The sequence below is a fragment of the Streptomyces sp. NPDC093801 genome (genome assembly GCF_040701585.1).
In the GTDB taxonomy this organism is placed as follows: Bacteria; Actinomycetota; Actinomycetes; order Streptomycetales; family Streptomycetaceae; genus Streptomyces.
This window is the reverse complement of record NZ_JBFBDP010000042.1, coordinates 48,598-67,501: the sequence shown is the minus strand read 5'-3', so window position 1 is coordinate 67,501 and position 18,904 is coordinate 48,598. Positions and strand designations below refer to the sequence as shown.

17 protein-coding genes and 2 tRNA genes are annotated in these 18,904 nt (G+C 70.9%); 6 read left to right on the top strand and 13 right to left on the bottom strand.

All coding sequences use genetic code 11. The features are described from left to right. Positions 1-147: 147 nt before the first annotated feature. The 5 genes from clpX to AB0469_RS35070 all read right to left on the bottom strand — a co-directional run bounded on the left by clpX (position 148) and on the right by AB0469_RS35070 (position 4,864). Positions 148-1,434 carry an ATP-dependent Clp protease ATP-binding subunit ClpX gene (gene clpX / locus AB0469_RS35090; RefSeq protein ID WP_030297265.1) on the bottom strand — a complete coding sequence of 429 codons (1,287 nt, stop codon included), beginning with the start codon at positions 1,432-1,434 and terminating at the stop codon, positions 148-150. 153 nt (positions 1,435-1,587) lie between these two features. Next, positions 1,588-2,256: an ATP-dependent Clp protease proteolytic subunit gene (locus tag AB0469_RS35085; protein ID WP_045947945.1), complete on the bottom strand. Its 669-nt coding sequence runs from the start codon at positions 2,254-2,256 to the stop codon at positions 1,588-1,590. A 77-nt stretch (positions 2,257-2,333) separates the two neighbouring features. Next, entirely contained in the window at positions 2,334-2,951 is a 618-nt protein-coding gene (locus AB0469_RS35080; protein WP_365145081.1) for an ATP-dependent Clp protease proteolytic subunit, read from the bottom strand. Positions 2,952-3,227: 276 nt separating this feature from the next. Beyond that, positions 3,228-4,622, bottom strand: a complete 1,395-nt coding sequence (gene tig, locus AB0469_RS35075) for a trigger factor (protein WP_366455563.1) — start codon at positions 4,620-4,622, stop codon at positions 3,228-3,230. A 165-nt stretch (positions 4,623-4,787) separates the two neighbouring features. Then, positions 4,788-4,864 (bottom strand) — tRNA-Pro (locus tag AB0469_RS35070). Between the two features lie 178 nt (positions 4,865-5,042). Here AB0469_RS35070 and AB0469_RS35065 point away from each other — a divergent pair. Beyond that, positions 5,043-5,113 (top strand) — tRNA-Gly (locus AB0469_RS35065). 106 nt (positions 5,114-5,219) lie between these two features. Here the strand turns inward: AB0469_RS35065 and AB0469_RS35060 are convergent. From AB0469_RS35060 to AB0469_RS35045, 4 genes are all read right to left on the bottom strand, one after another. Beyond that, complete coding sequence (locus AB0469_RS35060; RefSeq protein WP_030229627.1) at positions 5,220-5,414, bottom strand: hypothetical protein; 195 nt, start codon at positions 5,412-5,414, stop codon at positions 5,220-5,222. A gap of 188 nt (positions 5,415-5,602) precedes the next feature. Next, the gene (locus AB0469_RS35055; RefSeq protein WP_366455562.1) at positions 5,603-6,064 is read right to left on the bottom strand and encodes an HD domain-containing protein; all 462 of its coding nucleotides are present in this window, start codon (positions 6,062-6,064) and stop codon (positions 5,603-5,605) included. After that, positions 6,061-7,449, bottom strand: coding sequence for a pyridoxal-dependent decarboxylase (locus tag AB0469_RS35050; protein WP_366455561.1), 1,389 nt, complete (start codon positions 7,447-7,449; stop codon positions 6,061-6,063). Before AB0469_RS35050 ends, AB0469_RS35055 begins: the two co-directional genes overlap by 4 nt. Before the next feature lie 331 nt (positions 7,450-7,780). Beyond that, positions 7,781-8,926 (bottom strand): PP2C family protein-serine/threonine phosphatase, encoded by a 1,146-nt coding sequence (locus AB0469_RS35045; RefSeq protein WP_366455560.1) that lies wholly within the window; start codon positions 8,924-8,926, stop codon positions 7,781-7,783. 117 nt (positions 8,927-9,043) lie between these two features. Between AB0469_RS35045 and AB0469_RS35040 the strand changes: the two genes are divergently transcribed. Beyond that, positions 9,044-10,276 carry a GNAT family N-acetyltransferase gene (locus AB0469_RS35040; protein ID WP_366455559.1) on the top strand — a complete coding sequence of 411 codons (1,233 nt, stop codon included), beginning with the start codon at positions 9,044-9,046 and terminating at the stop codon, positions 10,274-10,276. A gap of 51 nt (positions 10,277-10,327) precedes the next feature. Here AB0469_RS35040 and AB0469_RS35035 read toward each other — a convergent pair whose 3' ends face one another. Next, positions 10,328-11,134 carry a DNA-formamidopyrimidine glycosylase family protein gene (locus tag AB0469_RS35035; protein ID WP_366455558.1) on the bottom strand — a complete coding sequence of 269 codons (807 nt, stop codon included), beginning with the start codon at positions 11,132-11,134 and terminating at the stop codon, positions 10,328-10,330. Between the two features lie 82 nt (positions 11,135-11,216). Further along, positions 11,217-11,705 (bottom strand): ribose-5-phosphate isomerase, encoded by a 489-nt coding sequence (locus tag AB0469_RS35030; protein WP_045946306.1) that lies wholly within the window; start codon positions 11,703-11,705, stop codon positions 11,217-11,219. Positions 11,706-11,924: 219 nt separating this feature from the next. Here AB0469_RS35030 and AB0469_RS35025 point away from each other — a divergent pair, with 219 nt between their 5' ends. Then, the gene (locus AB0469_RS35025; protein WP_366455557.1) at positions 11,925-13,373 is read left to right on the top strand and encodes an amino acid permease; all 1,449 of its coding nucleotides are present in this window, start codon (positions 11,925-11,927) and stop codon (positions 13,371-13,373) included. Between the two features lie 87 nt (positions 13,374-13,460). On the opposite strand, the gene AB0469_RS35020 is transcribed toward AB0469_RS35025, so the two are convergent. Continuing rightward, positions 13,461-14,045: a biotin transporter BioY gene (locus AB0469_RS35020; RefSeq protein WP_366455556.1), complete on the bottom strand. Its 585-nt coding sequence runs from the start codon at positions 14,043-14,045 to the stop codon at positions 13,461-13,463. A gap of 284 nt (positions 14,046-14,329) precedes the next feature. On the opposite strand from AB0469_RS35020, the gene AB0469_RS35015 reads away from it, so the two are divergent. The 3 genes from AB0469_RS35015 to AB0469_RS35005 all read left to right on the top strand — a co-directional run bounded on the left by AB0469_RS35015 (position 14,330) and on the right by AB0469_RS35005 (position 18,112). Then, entirely contained in the window at positions 14,330-15,727 is a 1,398-nt protein-coding gene (locus AB0469_RS35015) for an amino acid permease (RefSeq protein WP_366455555.1), read from the top strand. A gap of 155 nt (positions 15,728-15,882) precedes the next feature. Continuing rightward, positions 15,883-17,283, top strand: coding sequence for an amino acid permease (locus AB0469_RS35010; RefSeq protein WP_366455554.1), 1,401 nt, complete (start codon positions 15,883-15,885; stop codon positions 17,281-17,283). Positions 17,284-17,455: 172 nt separating this feature from the next. Next, on the top strand, positions 17,456-18,112 hold the full coding sequence (locus AB0469_RS35005; RefSeq protein ID WP_042815220.1) for a superoxide dismutase: 657 nt from the start codon (positions 17,456-17,458) through the stop codon (positions 18,110-18,112). Positions 18,113-18,247: 135 nt separating this feature from the next. On the opposite strand, the gene AB0469_RS35000 is transcribed toward AB0469_RS35005, so the two are convergent. After that, positions 18,248-18,895, bottom strand: a complete 648-nt coding sequence (locus tag AB0469_RS35000; RefSeq protein WP_366455553.1) for a DsbA family protein — start codon at positions 18,893-18,895, stop codon at positions 18,248-18,250. Between the last annotated feature and the right edge of the window lie 9 nt (positions 18,896-18,904).

Genomic DNA, 18,904 nt, shown 5'->3' with positions numbered 1-18,904 from the left:
AGCCCCACGACACGAACCCGGGAAGACCGTGAAACGAGCCGAAACCCTCACCGAACACATCCGCCTGAAACAGCAGCGAGGATAAAGATCAAGCTAAGGGGCACCCCGGAGGTCCGGGGCGCCCCTTCCGTGTTCAGGGATCTGCGGCTACGCCGACTTCTCCTGCGGGCCCTGGTCCTTCGGGACGATGCGGGGGACGAGGGTCGGGTTGACGTTCGAGCGGACGACGTCCGCCGTGATGACCACGCGGGCCACGTCCTTGCGGGACGGGACCTCGTACATCACCGACATCAGGACCTCTTCCATGATGGCGCGCAGACCGCGCGCGCCCGTCTGGCGGAGGATGGCCTGGTCCGCGATGGCCTCCAGGGCCTCGCGCTCGAAGTCCAGTTCCACGCCGTCGAGTTCGAACAGCCGCTGGTACTGCTTCACCAGCGCGTTGCGCGGCTCGACCAGGATCTGGAGGAGCGCCTCGCGGTCCAGGTTGTGGACCGAGGTGATGACGGGCAGACGGCCGATGAACTCGGGGATCATCCCGAACTTCACCAGGTCCTCCGGCATGACCTCCTGGAACTGGTCGCTCGCCTCGATCTCCCGCTTCGAGCGGATCGTCGCCCCGAAGCCGATGCCCTTGGCTCCCGCACGCGACTCGATGATCTTCTCCAGGCCGGCGAAGGCGCCGCCCACGATGAAGAGCACGTTCGTCGTGTCGATCTGGATGAACTCCTGGTGCGGGTGCTTGCGGCCGCCCTGCGGGGGAACGGACGCCGTCGTGCCCTCCAGGATCTTCAGGAGGGCCTGCTGCACGCCCTCGCCGGAGACGTCGCGCGTGATCGACGGGTTCTCGCTCTTGCGGGCGACCTTGTCGATCTCGTCGATGTAGATGATCCCGGTCTCGGCCTTCTTGACGTCGTAGTCGGCCGCCTGGATCAGCTTGAGGAGGATGTTCTCCACGTCCTCGCCGACGTACCCGGCCTCCGTCAGCGCCGTCGCGTCGGCGATGGCGAACGGGACGTTCAGCATGCGGGCCAGCGTCTGGGCCAGCAGGGTCTTGCCCGAGCCCGTGGGGCCCAGCAGCAGGATGTTGGACTTCGCGAGCTCGATCGCGTCGTCACGGCCCTGCGCGCCGCCGTTCTCGCCGGCCTGGACGCGCTTGTAGTGGTTGTAGACCGCTACCGAGAGCGCCTTCTTCGCCGGCTCCTGGCCGACGACGTAGCTCTCCAGGAACTCGTAGATCTCACGGGGCTTGGGGAGTTCCTCCCACCGGACCTCGGAGGTCTCCGCGAGTTCCTCTTCGATGATCTCGTTGCAGAGGTCGATGCACTCGTCGCAGATGTACACACCGGGTCCTGCGATGAGCTTCTTCACCTGCTTCTGGCTCTTCCCGCAGAACGAGCACTTGAGCAGGTCGCCGCCGTCACCGATGCGTGCCACGAGGTGCTTCCCCTTCGCCTGGGAGACGCTTGGTTCAGCGCTCCTGGTGCCTCATATCCGACGGTACCTTGCCGGGGGCCCCGTACGGGGCCCCCTTGACGCGGTTCACATCGCAGAAACCTGCGGTGCGGCCGCGCCAACTGACGGCAAGGATCAGGCCGCGTTCATCTTGCGGGTCGAGACGATCTGGTCGATCAGCCCGTAGGCCAGCGCGTCCTCGGCCGTGAGGATCTTGTCGCGCTCGATGTCGTCGCGGATCTTCTCGATCGGCGTGGTCGAGTGCTTGGCCAGCATGGTCTCCAGCTGGTCGCGCATGCGCAGGATCTCGTTGGCCGCGATCTCCAGGTCGGAGAGCTGCTCGCGGCCGGTGCCGCCGGACGGCTGGTGGATCAGCACGCGGGCGTTCGGGAGGGCCATGCGCTTGCCCGGGGTGCCGGCGGCGAGCAGGACCGCGGCGGCGGAGGCCGCCTGGCCCATGCAGACCGTCTGGATGTCGGGCTTCACGAACTGCATCGTGTCGTAGATGGCCGTCAGCGCCGTGAAGGAGCCGCCGGGGCTGTTGATGTAGATCGAGATGTCGCGGTCCGGGTCCATCGACTCCAGGCACAGCAGCTGCGCCATGACGTCGTTGGCGGAGGCGTCGTCGATCTGCACGCCGAGGAAGATCACGCGCTCCTCGAAGAGCTTCGCGTACGGGTCGTACTCGCGCACACCCTGCGAGGTGCGCTCGACGAAGCGCGGGACGACGTAGCGGTTGTCCACCTGCGGGCCGGAGTAGAGGCCGCTCGCGGAGAAGTTGTTCTGCATCTGGGTGTTCACCATCCTGGTGGCGTTCAGCGGGCTGGGGTTGCCTGGAGCGGCCTGCGGGCGTACGGGGCCGTACGCCGGGCCCGGGGCGGTCAGGCCCCGGTGCCGCCGCCGCCCGGAGCGAGGGACGCGGCCGCGATGATGTCGTCGATGAGGCCGTACTCCTTGGCCTCCTCGGCGGTGAACCAGCGGTCGCGGTCGCCGTCGCGGATGATCGCCTCGACGGTCTGGCCCGAGTGGTGGGCGGTGATCTCGGCCATGCGCTGCTTGGTGCGCAGCAGGTACTGGGCCTGGATCTTGATGTCCGACGCGGTGCCGCCGATGCCGGCGGAGCCCTGGTGCATCAGGATGTCGGTGTTCGGGAGCGCGAAGCGCTTGCCCGGGGTGCCGCCGGTCAGCAGGAACTGGCCCATGGAGGCGGCCATGCCCATGCCGATGGTGACGACGTCGTTCGGGATGAACTGCATGGTGTCGTAGATCGCCATGCCGGCCGTCACGGAGCCGCCGGGGCTGTTGATGTACAGGTAGATGTCCTTCTCCGGGTCCGCCGCCAGGAGGAGGAGCTGCGCGGTGATCTTGTTGGCGATCTCGTCGTCGACCTGCTGGCCGAGGAAGATGATGCGCTCGCCGAGCAGCCGGTTGTAGACATGGTCGCCGAGGCCGCCACCGATGGACGGCTCACCCGCGGCGTAAGGCTTCAGATTCGTCACGTATCCACCTGCTCGTCTCCGACGGCCGCATGCCGTCTCAGCGTCTCGTTCTGGGGCGCGGACCGGCCGGTGGTGCGATGCCCCGCCGGCTACGGGTAGTCCCGTGCCCTCGTATTCATGGACCCTAACGCGCAGGTCGGACAACGCCATCCCGCTTCCCGAACTGTTCGCTCGGAGCGCAAGCTCCCGGGGGCCTTCCGGGCGCGTGCGGAAGGGCCCGTACACGCCTGTGTACGGGCCCTTCGCGGCACTGCTCAGCGGGCTTCGCCCGGGGTGTTACTTGGCCTCGTCGGCCTTCGCCTCGTCGTCACCCTCGACGGCGGCCTCGACGACCTCGGCGGCCGTCTCGAGCTCGTCCTCGTCGTCGGACAGGTCGATGACCTCACCGTTGGTGTCGACGACCTTGGCGGCCTCGACGACGACCGCGAGGGCCTTGCCGCGGGCGACCTCGCCGACCAGCATCGGGACCTGGCCGCCCTCGACGACGGCCTGGGCGAACTGGTCGGGGGACATGCCGGAGGACTGCGCGCGGCGCATGAGGTGCTCGGTGAGCTCCTCCTGGTTGACGCCCAGCTTCTCCTTGTTGACCAGGGCGTCCAGCAGGAACTGGGTCTTGATGCCCTTGACGGCCTGCTCGCGGGTCTCGGCGTCGAACTCCTCGACCGTCTTGCCCTGGATCTCGAGGAACTTCTCGATGTTCAGGCCCATCTGGCCGAGCTGGTGGTGCTCGAGGTTGTGCTTGCGGGTGTTGACCTCGTCCTCGAGGAGCTTCTCCGGGACGGGGATCTCGGCGAGCTCGAGGAACTTCTCCAGCACGCGCTCCTGGGCCTGGGTGGCCTGGTCGTACTGCTTCATGTTCTCGAGGCGCTTGCGGCTGTCGGCCTTGAGCTCGTCGAGGGTGTCGAACTCGCTCGCCATCTGGGCGAACTCGTCGTCCAGCTCCGGCAGCTCGCGGGCGGAGACCTTGGAGACCTTGACGGTGACCTCGGCGTCCTTGCCCTCGGCGGAGCCGCCCTTCAGCTGCGAGGTGAAGGTGGCCTCGCCGCCGGCCTCGAGGCCCTTGACGGCCTCGTCGATGCCGTCGAGGAGCTCGCCCGAGCCGATGGTGTAGGAGACGTCGGTGGCGACACCGTCCTCGAGGACCTCGCCGTCGACCTTGGCCTCCAGGTCGATGGTGACGACGTCACCCTCGGCGGCGGCGCGCTCGACGTCCTTGGTGGACGCGAAGCGGCTGCGCAGCTGCTCGACCGACTTCTCGACGTCCTCGTCCGAGACCTCGATGGCGTCGACCTCGACCTCGATGCCGGAGTAGTCCGGGATCTCGATCTCGGGGCGGACGTCGACCTCGGCGGTGAAGGCCAGCAGCTCGCCGTCCTTCAGCTCGGTGATGTCGACCTCGGGCTGGCCCAGCGGGTTCAGGTCGGCCTCGTTGACGGCCTCGGTGTAGAACTTCGGGAGGGCGTCGTTGACGGCCTCCTCCAGCACCGCACCGCGGCCGAAGCGCTGGTCGATGACGCGGGCCGGGATCTTGCCCTTGCGGAAGCCCTTCACCGTGACCTGCTGGTTGATCTTCTTGTACGCCGCGTCGAGGCTGTCCTTGAGCTCCTCGAAGGGCACCTCGACAGTGAGCCGAACCCGAGTCGGGTTCAGGGTCTCCACGGCGCTCTTCACGGTTCGGTCTCCTTGTGGCTGACTGCTGGGGGTTCTGCCGGAACGCTGCTGTTCAGCGGCCTCGGCGGATTCGGCCCGGTACATCAGACACACGGGCACGCAGCTTGCATAGTAACCGCAAGCGGCAATCAGCCCACAACGCGATCTTCGTGGTGGCACTGCTGGTGGTCGGGGTGGCCGGATTCGAACCGACGACCTTCCGCTCCCAAAGCGGACGCGCTACCAAGCTGCGCCACACCCCGTCGGTGCGACACGTAGGGTACACGCCCGAAAACCCTCCGACGCCCCCTGTTTTCCCGCCGGGCGCACGCGAGCGCGCCGCGGGCGGGGACACGGCGCTCGAAAGCGGTGTGCACTCCCCCGGTGCGACCCGCTAGGATGCTGTCCGTTGCCGCGGTCCTCGGACCTGTGGCGCGCGTTGCGGGTGTAGCTCAATGGTAGAGCCCTAGTCTTCCAAACTAGCTACGCGGGTTCGATTCCCGTCACCCGCTCTGAACGGCTCAGGGCCGGGTCGAGGACGTCTCCTCGGCCCGGCCCTGACGCGTTGTGCGGCGCCCTCCCGGGGAGCGCGATCCCCGGATCCCATTCCTTCGGACCTCAGAGCTTGATGCCGGCGATGGTGTCGGCGAGGGAGTTCAGGAAGCGGTTGACGTCCGGGGCGATGGAGCTGGACGCCAGGAAGAAGCCGAAGAGGACGGCGACGATCGCCGGGCCCGCCTTCATGTGCTTGCCGCGGATCAGGATCACCAGGATGACCGCCAACAGAACCACCACTGACAGCGAAATGGCCACTTCTGATCACACCTTCGGTCGTCCCCTGGCCGGCCCGGGGCGTACGCCCGTGCACACCCCCACATGGACCATCCTCCCACCAACCGGGCCCGCCTATCCGCCTCGTGACGAATCGCCGACGGGTCTTTCCCGCCAAGCGGTCGCGAACCGGGCACATTTCGGGCACGGAAGGAGCGCCGGGCGGGAGGTCAGGGGGTGGTGATGCCGAGGAGGGAGCGGACGCGGGCGTACTTCGCGGTCAGCCGGTCGCGGGTGGGGGCGTCCAGCACGGAGAGGCGTACGGGATCCGCGTTGTGCGCGAGGTCGGCCTCCTTGACGAGGACGGCTCCGGGCGTGGCGAGGATGCGGGCGGTGTACTCCTCGAGCGGTTCTCCGGGGCGCTTGGTGAGCGCCAGGACCATGTCCTTGACCTCCTGGGGCAGGGCGGCCTCCGCCAGCTGCCCGCCGCTGAGCGCGTCGTCCTCGACGGAGTCGTGCAGCCAGGCGGCGGCCTGCTGGGCGGGGCTGCCGCCGCGCAGGCGGACGCCCTCGGCCACGGCCGCGAGGTGTTCGGCGTAGGGCCGGCCGGCCTTGTCGGTCTGCCCCTCGTGCGCCGAGCGGGCCAGGGCCTCGACCTCGGCGAGGGTGAGGAAGCGGCTGCGGTCCGTCATGCGATCTCCTTCGTTGCCCGGCGGAGGGCCTCGGCGGCCCGGCGTACGTCGGCCGGCGTCGTACGCCAGTTGGAGAACGCGGCGCGCAGGGCGGGGGTTCCCCCGAGGACGGTGGGGGTCACGAAGACCTCGGCGGAGACGGCCGCGCGCAGGGCGGCCAGCCGTTCGGGGGTGGGGTCCTGGGCGAGGGTGAAGCAGACGACGTTGAGGCGGACGGGGGCGAGCAGGCGCAGGGCCGGGTCGCGGCCGAGGAGCTCGCCGAGCTCGCGGGCGCAGGCGGTGTCGCGTTCGACGATCTCGCGGTGGCCCTCGCGGCCGTAGGCCCGCAGGGTGAACCAGGCCGCCAGGGCCCGCAGCCGGTGGGAGTTCTCCGGGGTGAGGTGGACCAGGTCGGGGTCGGCGCCGAGGGGGCCGAGGTAGGCGGCGGAGTTGGCGAAGACCCGGGCCTGGAGGTCGCGGCGGCGGGTGAACTGGACCGCGCTGTCGTAGGGGACGTTGAGCCACTTGTGCAGGTCGACGCAGACGGAGTCGGAGGCGTCGAGGCCCGCGGTGAGGTGGGCGTGCTCCGGGGAGAGGGCCGCGAAGGCGCCGAAGGCGGCGTCGGTGTGCAGCCAGAAGTCGTGGCGGTCCTTGAGTGCGGCGACGGCCCGGAGGTCGTCGAAGTCGACGGTGTTGACGGTGCCGGCGTTGGCGACGACGACGGCAGGTCCGGGCGTGTCGGCGAGGGCGCGGTCCAGGGCGGCGGGGTCGACGGCCTCGCGGCCGGGCAGGGTGGGCACCGGGACGAGGGCGGCGCGTCCGAGGCCGAGGACGGACAGGGCCTTGGCGATGGAGGAGTGCGGGGCGCCGGACAGGACGCGGACGGGGCCGAGGGCGGCCACGCCGTCCTCGGCCGGGGAGACGCCGAGGCGCTCGCCGAGCCACTCCCGGGCGACGGCGAGGCCGACGGTGTTGGACAGGGTGGCGCCGCTGACGAAGGTGCCCGTGTGGGCGGCCGAAAGCCCGAAGAGCCCGCGCAGCCAGGTGACGGTCTCGCGTTCCAGGTGCTGGCCGGCGCCGTCCATGGCGGAGTTGGAGTTCTGGTCGTGGACCGCGGTCAGCCAGTCCCCCGCGAGGGCGGCGGGGGTGGCGCCGCCGGTGACGAAGCCGAGGTAGCGGGGGCCGGCGGAGGCGGAGAGCAGCGGCTCCCAGCGGGCCCGGAAGTCGGCGAGCGCGGCCTCGGCGCCGGAACCGTGCGCGGGGAGGGGGCGGGGGGCGGGCGGTCCGTCCTGCGGGGGTACGACGGGGCGCGCGTCCAGACCGGCGAGGGCCTCGGCGGCGGCGTGCCGGGTGGCGTCGAGGAGGGCGGGCAGGCGGGCGAGGTCGGCGGCGAGGGTGGCGTCCATGGGCGGACGGTAGCCCCGGCGGCGGCGCCGGGAACGTGCCAATCGCCACGCAGTGGCCCGGAACGCCGAGCCCTGCCGCCGGGGCGGTCCTCCGGGCGCTGCCCGGACCCGCGGCTCGAACGCCGGCGGGGTGAAAGACCTGGGGCTCCGCGCCGGACCCCGCGGCGTTCGAGCGCACCGGGCGCGGAGCGCTCGGAACGGGTCCGCCCGGAGCCCGGGGAGCGGTGGAAGGGCGGGTGGGGGACGTCGCCCCGCGCAGCGGTCCCCCAGTGGCCACGCGGCGATCTGTCCCGGCCGGTGCCGGGAAGGCGCCGCGCCGCCGAGCCGCCCGTCAATACGGGGCGCGGCGGATCAGGAGGAGGGCCCGGTCGTCGTTGACGTCCTTGGCCACCTTTTCGATCAGGTGCCACGCCGCGCCCTCCCAGCCCGCCGCGACGTACCGGTCGGCCTCCCCCGTCAGCCGGTCGATGCCCTCACTGATCTCCCGGTCCGAGGTTTCGACCAGGCCGTCGGTGAAGAGCATCAGGACGTCGCCGGGGCGGAGGCTGCCGCGGGCCGGTTCGAACTCGGCGCCGTCGTACACGCCCAGGAGCGGGCCCTCGCCGGACTTCTCCTGCCAGCGGCCCGTGCCGGCGGACAGCTGGAGCGCGGGCAGGTGACCGGCGGAGAGGAGCTCGTAGTCGCCGGTCTCCAGGTCCAGGACGAGGTGGATGGAGGTGGCGAAGCCCTCGTCCCAGTCCTGGCGGAGCAGGTAGCCGTTGGCGGCGGGCAGGAAGTCCTGGGGCGGGAGGGCGCCCAGGAGGCCGCCGAAGGCGCCCGAGAGGAGGAGGGCCCGGGAGCCGGCCTCCATGCCCTTGCCGGAGACGTCGGTGAGGACGACCTCCAGGGTGCGCCCGCCGTTGGTGCGGGCGGCGACGACGAAGTCCCCGGAGAAGGACTGGCCGCCGGCGGGCCGCAGGGCCATCTCGCGGTGCCAGCCCGGTGGCAGGGCGGGCAGCTTGCTCTGGACCCGGATGCGTTCGCGCAGGTCGAAGAGCATGGTGCCGCCGCGCCGCCAGGGCACGCCGACGCGGCTGCGGAACTGGGCGATGATCAGGCCGAAGAAGCCGCAGGCGGCGACGACGAGGACGGTTCCGGGGGTGACCCGGGCCGGCCCCTCGGTGTACGGGCCGAGGACGAGGGCCTCGACGATCAGGGCGGTCGCGGAGGCGGCGTAGAGCCCGAGCAGGCTGGCGGGCCGCAGCAGCAGGCCGCCGGCCACGATGGGCAGGACGAGCGCCGACGGGGAGAACCAGACGGGCAGCATCAGCGTGCCGCAGGCGATGGCGGGCACCGTCAGCAGGAGGCCGGCGAAGGCCAGCCAGTCGGAGGCGTCCCCGCGGAAGTAGTCGACGGCGGATTTGCGCAGAGCGGTGCGAGCCCGGTGCGACAGCATGCGCGTCCGGGCCCTGAGCGTCTCGACACGTGCTCCGGCCATTGCATCGGGACCCTATCCATCATGGCTGTGTGCGCGCAGGGGTACCCCCGTTCCGCCGGTCCCCGCGTGCCCGAAAACAGGTCGACCGGGCCGTATTGCCCTGGTAGGGATGGCCCCATGGCTCTTGATACGCGCGTATTGCAGTCTGCTGAGTGGGATGTCTGGTACGACCATCTGGAACTGGCGTTCGGCGGCGTGCCGGAATCGCCGGAGGAGCGGACGCTCTACCGCTCCCTGACGGAGTTCGACCGTTCGCTGGGCGTCTGGGACGGGGAGACCTGCGTCGGTTCGGCCGGGGCGTTCGGTTTCCGGCTGTCGGTGCCGGGCGGGGCGGTGGTCCCGGCGGCGGGCGTGACCATGGTCGGCGTGGCGCCGACCCACCGCAGGCGGGGCGTGCTGACCTCGTTGATGCGGCGCCAGCTGGACGACGTCCGGGCGGGTGGCGAGCCGGTCGCCGTGCTGACGGCCTCCGAGCCGGAGATCTACGGACGCTTCGGCTACGGCACGGCCGCCCACGCCCTGTCGTTCGACATCGACACCACCCGCGTACGGCTGGACGTGCCGCCGGGGACGGACGCGGTGCGGCTGCGGCTGGTGGACCCGGCGAAGGCGCTGGCGGACTGCGAGCGCGTGTACGCCGCGCTGGTCCCGGGCCGGCCGGGGATGCCGGCCCGGCAGCCGGGGTGGGAGCGGCAGGGGCTGCTGGACCCGGAGTCGATGCGGCAGGGCGCGTCGCCGCTGAAGTGCGTGGTGGCGGAGGACGCGGACGGCGCGGTCGTCGGCTACGCGCGCTACCGGGTGCGGCCGGACTGGGAGCCGACCGGGTCGGACGGCAAGGTGCTGGTCGGCGAGGTGAACGCGGTGGATCCGGCGGCGTACGCGGCGCTGTGGCGGTACCTGTTCGAGATCGACCTGACCTGGCACGTACGGGTGTACGGGCGGCCGGTGGACGATCCGCTGCTGCACCTGGTCAACGACGTCCGGCGGATCCGGGCGCGGCAGCGGGACGCGCTGCACCTGCGTCTGGTGGACCTGCCGGGGGCGCTGGAGGCGCGGGGGTACGGCGCCGCGGTGGACGTGGTGATGGAGGTGGAGGACGCGTTCTGCCCGTGGAACGCGGGGCGGTGGCGGCTGACGGCCGACGGGTCCGGGGCGCGGTGCGTGCGCAGCGACGACGCGGCGGAGCTGGCTCTGTCCGTGCGGGAGCTGGGCTCGGCGTACCTGGGCGGGGTGGCGCTGACCTCCCTCGCGGCGGCCGGCCGCGTCCGGGAGCTCCGGCCGGGGGCGGTGCGGGAGGCCTCGCGGGCCTTCGCGGGGGACGTCGCCCCGTGGCTCCCGCACGGCTTCTGACCCGGTTCCGCCGGGAGGGGGCGCCCGACGCGGCGGCCCTCTCCCGCGCCGTCAGCGCTGCTGGCAGACGGGGCACCAGAAGAGGTTGCGGGCGGCGAGGTCGGCCGTGCGGACCTCCGTGCCGCAGATGTGGCACGGGAGCGCCGCCCGGCGGTAGACGTACACCTCTCCGCCGTGGTCGTCGACGCGCGGCGGGCGGCCCATGGCCTCCGGGAGGTGTTCGTCCCGGACGGTGTCGATGCGGTTCCTGCGGACGCCCTCGCGCATCAGCTCGGCCAGGTCGGCCCACATCGCGTCCCACTCGGTGCGCGTGAGGTCCCTGCCCTGGCGGTAGGGGTCGATGCCGTGCCGGAAGAGGACTTCGGCGCGGTAGACGTTGCCGACGCCCGCGATGATCTTCTGGTCCATCAGCAGGGCGGCGATGGTGGTGCGGCTGCGGGAGATGCGGGACCAGGCGCGGGCGGGGTCGTCGGCCGGGCGCAGGGGGTCCGGGCCCAGGCGGTCGTGTATCGCCTTCTTCTCGGCCCCGGTGACCAGGGCGCAGGCGGTGGGCCCGCGCAGGTCCGCGTAGTGGTCGTCGTTCAGCAGGCGCAGCCGCACCGTGTCGGTGGCCGGCGGGGCCGGGGCGGGGCCGAAGCCGAGCTTGCCGAAGAGGCCGAGGTGGATGTGGATCCAGGCGTCGCCGAGTTCCAGGAAGAGGTGCTTGCCGTGCGCCTCGGCGCTCTCCAGCTCGCGTCCGTCGAGGAGGGCGGCACTGTCGGCGAAGCGTCCCTGGGGGCTGCTGACCCGGACCGGGCGGGCGGCGAAGCGCTCGGCGTGGTCCTGGGCGAGGCGGTGGATCGTATGGCCCTCGGGCACGCCTTGCTCCTACGTCGCTTCGTCACGGGGTCCGACGGACTGCGTGCCGCCGGACGACGCGCGTCCGGCGGCACGGGGGGCCTTACTGGTCCTGCGGGTGATGGGCCGGGATCGGGGGGAGCTCGCCGGTCTGCTCGTAGGCCGAGAGCATGTCGATGCGGCGGGTGTGGCGCTCCTCGTCGGAGTACGGGGTCGCCAGGAAGGCCTCGATGAAGCTGGTGGCCTCGTCCTGGGTGTGCATGCGGCCGCCGACGGAGATGACGTTGGCGTTGTTGTGCTCGCGGCCGAGCTTCGCGGTCTCCACGCTCCAGGCGAGGATGGCGCGGACGCCCTTGACCTTGTTGGCGGCGATCTGCTCGCCGTTGCCGGAGCCGCCGATCACGATGCCGAGGCTGTCGGCGTCCGCGGCGGTCTTCTCCGCGGCGCGCAGGCAGAACGGCGGGTAGTCGTCCACGGCGTCGTAGATGTGGGGCCCGCAGTCGACGGGCTCGTGGCCGTTGTTCTTGAGCCAGTCCACGAGGTGGTTCTTGAGCTCAAAGCCGGCATGGTCGGATCCGAGATACACGCGCATGGGTCGAGTGTGGCATGCGCGACCTCGAGAGAGGTCGGAGGGGTGTCGCATAAATCACTTCTAAACCTCAAGTAAACCCAAAGAACGCAGACGGGAGGGGTCGGGACCTTGATCCCGGGATGGGGGCCTTGGGTAACCATCGGAAGAAGGTCTTCCGTACTGGACGGAAATCGGGTTTGAATGCCGGAACTCTCCACCCGAGAACCTAAGGATTCGTCCATGAGCACGACGACGACCCTGCAGAAGGCAGGCGGCCCGACCGGCGAACCCGGCTCCGCACAGCCCTCCGACGGTCTCAAGGCCGGTCTCAAGAACCGCCACCTCTCCATGATCGCCATCGGCGGCGTCATCGGCGCCGGCCTGTTCGTCGGCTCCGGCGGCGGTATCGCCAAGGCCGGCCCCGCCATCCTGATCTCGTACCTCCTCGTCGGCGCCATGGTCGTCTTCGTGATGCGGATGCTCGGCGAGATGGCCGCCGCCAGCCCGAACTCGGGCTCCTTCTCCGCCTACGCCGACCGGGCGCTGGGCCGCTGGGCCGGCTTCTCCATCGGCTGGCTGTACTGGTTCTTCTGGGTCGTCGTGCTCGCCGTCGAGGCGACCGCCGGCGCGAAGATCCTCGAAGGCTGGGTCCCGGCCGTCCCGCAGTGGGCCTGGGCCCTGATCGTGATGGTCGTCCTGACGGCCACCAACCTCGGCTCCGTCGCCTCCTACGGCGAGTTCGAGTTCTGGTTCGCGGGCATCAAGGTCGTCGCCATCGGCGCCTTCGTGGTCATCGGCATGCTCGCCGTCTTCGGCGTGCTGCCGGGCTCGGACAACCCGGGCGCGGGCTTCGCCCACCTCACCGACGCCGGCGGGTTCATGCCGAACGGCTGGGGCTCCGTCCTCACCGGTGTGCTGATGGTCGTCTTCTCCTTCATGGGCAGCGAGATCGTCACCCTGGCGGCCGGCGAGTCCGAGGACCCGCGCCGCGCGGTCACCAAGGCCACCAACTCGGTGATCTGGCGCATCGGCGTCTTCTACCTGGGCTCGATCTTCATCGTCCTGACGCTGCTGCCGTGGAACGACGAGTCGATCGTCAAGAAGGGCTCCTACGTCGCCGCCCTGGACTCGATCGGCATCGCGCACGCCGGCCAGATCATGAACGTGATCGTCCTGACGGCCGTCCTGTCCTGCCTGAACTCGGGCCTCTACACCGCCTCCCGCATGGCGTTCTCGCTGGGCGAGCGCGGCGACGCGCCCAAGGCCTTCGCCAAGACCAGCAAGAACGGCGTCCCCACGGTCGCCATCCTGGGCTCGGTGGTCTTCGGCTTCATCGCCGTCTACTTCAACTACACCTCCCCGGACACGGTGTTCAACTTCCTGCTGAACTCCTCCGGTGCCATCGCCCTCTTCGTGTGGCTGGTCATCTGCCTGACCCAGCTGCGGATGCGCGGGATCCTGATGCGCGAGGCCCCGGAGAAGGTCACCGTCAAGATGTGGCTCTTCCCGTACCTCACCTGGGCGACCGCCGCGATGATCACCTTCGTCCTGGGCTACATGGTCTACGACAAGGACAACCGCGAGACGGTGCTGTACTCCCTGCTCGTCGCGGCCGTCGTGATCGCGATCGGCGTGGCGCGCAACGCCCGCCGCAAGAACGAGGTCGAGGCCCCGGCCGACGCCGTCTGACCGGCCCCGCACACGGCAGCAGCCCCGGACCGCCCGCTCGCGGTCCGGGGCTGCTGCGCAGGCTCCGGCGGGGGAATCCGCAGGGGGTCAGCCGCGGCGGCCGGCCAGCTTCCAGGCGGCCGGCAGCATGCCCATGGCCAGCGCGGCCTTGAGGGCGTCGCCGATCAGGAACGGGGTCAGGCCCGCCGCGACGGCCGCGGACAGGGACATCCCGGTGGCGGCCATCAGGTACGGCACGCCCACCGCATAGATCACGGCCGAGCCGAGCACCATCGTGCCCGCCGTGAACAGCACCGAGCGGTCGGCGCCGCGCCGCGCGAGGGCGCCGACGACGGTGGCGGCCAGCAGCATGCCGAGGACGTAGCCGAAGGAGGCCCCGCCCGCGCCGGAGGTGCCGCCCGCGAACCACGGCAGGCCGGCCGCGCCCAGGGCGGCGTAGAGGCCGAGCGCGAGGAAGCCGCGGCGGGCGCCGAAGGCGGTGCCCACGAGCAGGGCGGCGAAGGTCTGGCCGGTGACCGGCACGGGCGAGCCGGGAACGGGTACGGAGATCTGGGCGGCCAGACCGGTGAGCGCGGCTCCGCCGACGACGAGGGCGATGTCGCGGACGCGGCTCGCGGGCAGCAGGTCGGCGAGGACGGCGCCGGGCCGGAAGGAGACGGAAGCAGTGCTCATGAGGGGGCTCCGCGGGGTGGTGATCGACAGGACACCGTGACGCTAGTGCGCCCCGCCGCGCCGCCCCACCGCCGGCCGGGACAAAGGCATACTGTCCGGTTTGGTGGGGACCACACAAAGCCCACGCCTTACACCCGAGTTGAAGTGATCCCCATCACGGGGAACATCCGGCGACACATCCTTTTTGCTCCCAGGGGCGCCCTCCAGCCAGACTGTAGGGTCCCGCCAATCCCTTGCGCAGCCCCCAGCGCCGCTTGGCCGACCGAGAGTACGAGCACCTCCTCATGCGCGACCATCTGCCCGAACCGTCCGTCACCGAGGGCGGCCTGCCCCCGGAACCCCTGAGCCACAGCCTCAAGCAGCGCCACCTGACCATGCTCGGCCTCGGCGGAGTGATCGGCGCCGGGCTCTTCGTCGGCTCCGGCGCCGGCATCGCCATCGCCGGCCCCGCGATCATCTGCTCGTACCTGCTCGCGGGCGCGCTCGCGATGCTGGTCATGCGGGCGCTCGGCGAGATGTCGGCGGCGATGCCCGCCTCCGGCTCCTTCTCGGTCTACGCGGAGAAGGCCCTGGGGCGCTGGGCGGGCTTCTCGGCGGGCTGGCTGTACTGGTTCCTGCTGGTCGTGGTGCTCGCCGTGGAGGCGACCGGCGCCGCGAAGATCGCCCACGGCTGGGTGCCGTCGGTCGACCAGTGGGTGTGGGTGCTGCTGTTCATGGTGGTCTTCACCCTCGCCAACCTGGCCGCCGTGCGGAACTTCGGCGAGTTCGAGTTCTGGTTCGCCGCGCTGAAGGTCGGCGCGATCGTGCTGTTCCTGGTCCTGGGCACCCTGGCGATCTTCGGCCTGCTGCCCGACACGGACCCGGTGGGCCTGGCCAACCTGACCGGTCAGGGCGGGTTCTTCCCCCAGGGCATCGGCGGCGTGGTCGCCGGCATGCTCGCGGTCGTCTTCGCCTTCGGCGGCCTGGAGGTCGTCACGATCGCGGCCGCCGAGTCGGACGACCCCGCCCGGTCGGTGTCCCGCGCGGTGCGCAGCGCGGTGTGGCGCATCCTCTTCTTCTACGTCGGCTCGATGCTGGTCATCGTCACCCTGCTGCCGTGGGACTCGATCCAGCCGGGCCAGAGCCCGTACGTGGCCGTCCTCGACTCGATCGGGATCCCGGGGGCCGGGCAGATCATGAACATCGTGGTGTTCGTGGCGCTGCTGTCGGCGCTGAACGCGAACCTGTACGGCTCCTCGCGCATGGTGTTCTCGCTGGCCGAGCGGGGCGACGCGCCGAAGGCGCTGCTGAAGGTCTCGGGCGGTGGGGTGCCGCGGCGGGCCGTGCTCGCCTCGGTCGTCTTCGGCTTCGCCTCGGTGGTGCTGAACCTGCTGTGGCCGGACACGGTCTTCCTCTACATGCTGAACGCGGTCGGCGCTGTGCTGCTGTTCGTGTGGGCGCTGATCGCGGTCTCGGAGCTGCGGCTGCGGCCCCGGCTGGAGCGGGAGATGCCGGAGCGGCTGACGCTGCCGATGTGGGCGTTCCCGTACCTGACGTGGGCGGCGCTGGCGGGGATGGCGGCGGTGCTGGTGCTGATGCTGTTCGACGACTCGGCGCGGCCGCAGCTGCTGTGGTCCTCGGGTGCGGCGGCGGTCGTGCTGCTGGTGGCCTGGTACCGGGAGGTGCGGGCGCGCCGGGGCTGAGAGCCCGTCACCGCCGCGCGCAGGCCGAACGGCCCGGGACTTCCGTCCCGGGCCGTTTGCGTTCTGCGCGGGTGCGCGGTCACGGCGCGTGAGCCGAGTGTCCGGATGGTGAACAGCGAACGTCCGATAAACGGACGATCGGCAGACTGGGGTCCATGAGTCAGAGCACCATCACGCCTCCCGAACTGCGGCCGTCCGCGCCCGGATCCCCCCTCGGCAGCGGCCTCAAGCAGCGCCACCTCTCGATGATCGCCCTCGGCGGGATCATCGGCGCCGGCCTCTTCGTCGGCTCCGGCGCCGGCATCGCGGCCGCCGGGCCCTCGATCGTGCTCGCGTACGCCGTGTCGGGCCTGCTGGTGATGTTCGTGATGCGGATGCTCGGCGAGATGTCGGCGGCCAATCCGGCGTCGGGCTCCTTCTCGGTGCACGCCGAGCGGGCGATCGGCCCCTGGGCCGGCTTCACGGCGGGCTGGATGTTCTGGATCCTGCTGTGCGTGGGCGTGGCCATCGAGGCCATCGGCGCGGCGCACATCATGACGGGCTGGTTCCCGGGCACCCCGTCGTGGCTGTGGGTGCTGGTCTTCATGGCGCTGTTCTGCGGCAGCAACCTGGGAGCGGTGCGCAACTTCGGCGAGTTCGAGTTCTGGTTCGCCGCCCTGAAGATCGGCGCCATCGCCCTCTTCCTGGGCCTGGGCGTGCTGGCCGTCCTCGGCCTGCTGCCCGGGACCTCCGCCCCCGGCACCGCCAACCTGGCGCACGAGGGCGGGTTCCTGCCCAACGGGGTCGACGGCCTGCTCGTCGGCGTACTGGCCTCGGTCGTCGCGTACGGCGGCCTGGAGACGGTGACCATCGCGGCCGCCGAGTCCGACGACCCCGTGCGGGGCGTGGCCAGGGCCGTGAAGACCACCATGTGGCGGATCGCGATCGTCTACGTCGGCTCGATGCTGGTCATCGTCACCCTGCTGCCCTGGAACGACCCGGCCGTCACCGAGCAGGGCCCGTACGCCGCGGCCCTGGACCACCTGGGCATCCCGGCGGCCGGCCAGATCATGAACGCGGTCATCCTGATCGCCCTGCTGTCCGCGATGAACGCCAACATCTACGGCTCCTCCCGCATGGCCCACTCGCTGGTCTCCCGGGGCCAGGGACCCAAGGCGCTGGGCAAGGTCTCCGGCGGGGTGCCGCGCAGGGCGGTGCTCGCCTCCTGCGGGTTCGGCTTCGTCACGGTGCTGCTGTCGTACTGGTACCCGGACACCCTGTTCGCCTGGCTGCTGAACATGGTCGGCGGGGTCATCCTCGTCGTCTGGGGCTTCATCGCGGTCTCCCAGTTCGTGCTGCGCCGGCGGCTGGAGCGGGAGGCGCCCGAGAAGCTGACCGTGCGGATGTGGGGCTTCCCGTACCTGACGTGGCTGGCACTGGCCGGGGTGGCCGGGGTGCTGGTGCTGATGGCCGTGGGCGAGGACACCCGGACGCAGGTGCTCTTCACCGGCGGACTGGCGGTGGCCCTGGCGGCGGCCGGGTACGTGGTGCAGCGCCGGGCGGCGCGCCGGGGCTGACGGCCCGGCAGCCCCCCGGCCCCCTCGGAGGCGGATCCCGTGTGCGACACGGGATCCGCCTCTCTTCGTATGCAGGTGACCCTTATGTGTGACCTGGAATAGATACTGCTAGCGTGCAGTTGCGCATTGATTGCAATAAGCGATTGGCACGCCGAGGGGACCGGACACACGCATGGCCATCTACACGCTTCCTGAGCTTCCTTACGACTACGCGGCACTCGAGCCGGTGATCAACCCGCAGATCATCGAGCTGCACCACGACAAGCACCACGCGGCCTACGTCACGGGCGCCAACACCACGCTGGAGCAGCTGGAGGAGGCGCGCGACAAGGAGAACTGGGGCGCGCTCAACGGGCTGGAGAAGAACCTCGCGTTCCATCTCTCCGGCCACATCCTGCACAGCATCTACTGGCACAACATGGCCAGCCCGAAGACGGGCGAGGGCGGCGGCGTGCCGACCGCGGCCGACGGCCTGGGCGACCTCGCCGACGCGATCACCGAGTCCTTCGGCTCCTTCGAGAAGTTCAAGAAGCAGCTGACCTTCGCGTCCTCCGCGACGCAGGGCTCGGGCTGGGGCGTCCTGGCGTACGAGCCCGTCAGCGGCCGCCTGGTCGTCGAGCAGGTCTACGACCACCAGGGCAACGTCGGCGTGGCCAGCACGCCGATCCTGGTCTTCGACGCCTGGGAGCACGCCTTCTACCTGCAGTACAAGAACCAGAAGGTGGACTTCATCGAGGCCATGTGGAACGTCGTCAACTGGCAGGACGTGTCCCGCCGCTACGCCGACGCCAAGGCGAACACCCCGCTGCTGATCCCCGCCAAGGGCTGACCGGCACCCTGCAGACCGCCCGCCTCGTGATCGTCTTCTCAGCCTTCGCGTGCGGGCGTTTCCAGCGGAAGACCCCCGTGAGGACGTGACTCACGGGGGTCTTCTGTGTTCCGGGAAGGGCTCCCGAGGTACGGGCTACTCGAAGCTGGGGCCCTTGGTGCGGGTGCGCTTGATCTCGTAGAAGCCCGGGGTGGAGGCGACCAGCAGGGTGCCGTCCCACAGGCGGGCGGCGGCCTCGCCGCGCGGTGCCGGGGTGACGACGGGCCCGAAGAAGGCCACCTCCTCGCCGTCGGCGCCGGGTACGGAGATCACCGGGGTGCCGACCTCCTGGCCGACCCGCTCGATGCCGTCGTTGTGGGAGTCGCGCAGCACCTGGTCGTACTCGTCGGAATCGGCGTAGGCGAGCAGCTCGGCCGGCAGGCCGACCGCCTCCAGGGCGTCGGCGATGACCTCGCGGGTCGCGCCGCGGTCCTCGTTGTGGATCCGGGTGCCGAGGGCCGTGTACAACTTGCCGGTGACCTCGTCGCCGAACTTCTGCTGGGCGGCGACCACCACGCGCACCGGGGCCCAGCCCTTGGGGCCGAGGAGTTCGCGGTAGCGCTCGGGGAGCTCGTCCAGCTTGTCCTCGTTGAGCACGGCCAGGCTCATCACGTGCCAGCGGACCTCCACGTCGCGGACCTTCTCGACCTCCAGCATCCAGCGGGAGGTCATCCACGCCCAGGGGCAGAGCGGGTCGAACCAGAAGTCCACCGGGGTCTTCCCGCCAACCTGGGTGTCGGTCATGTCTCTCCT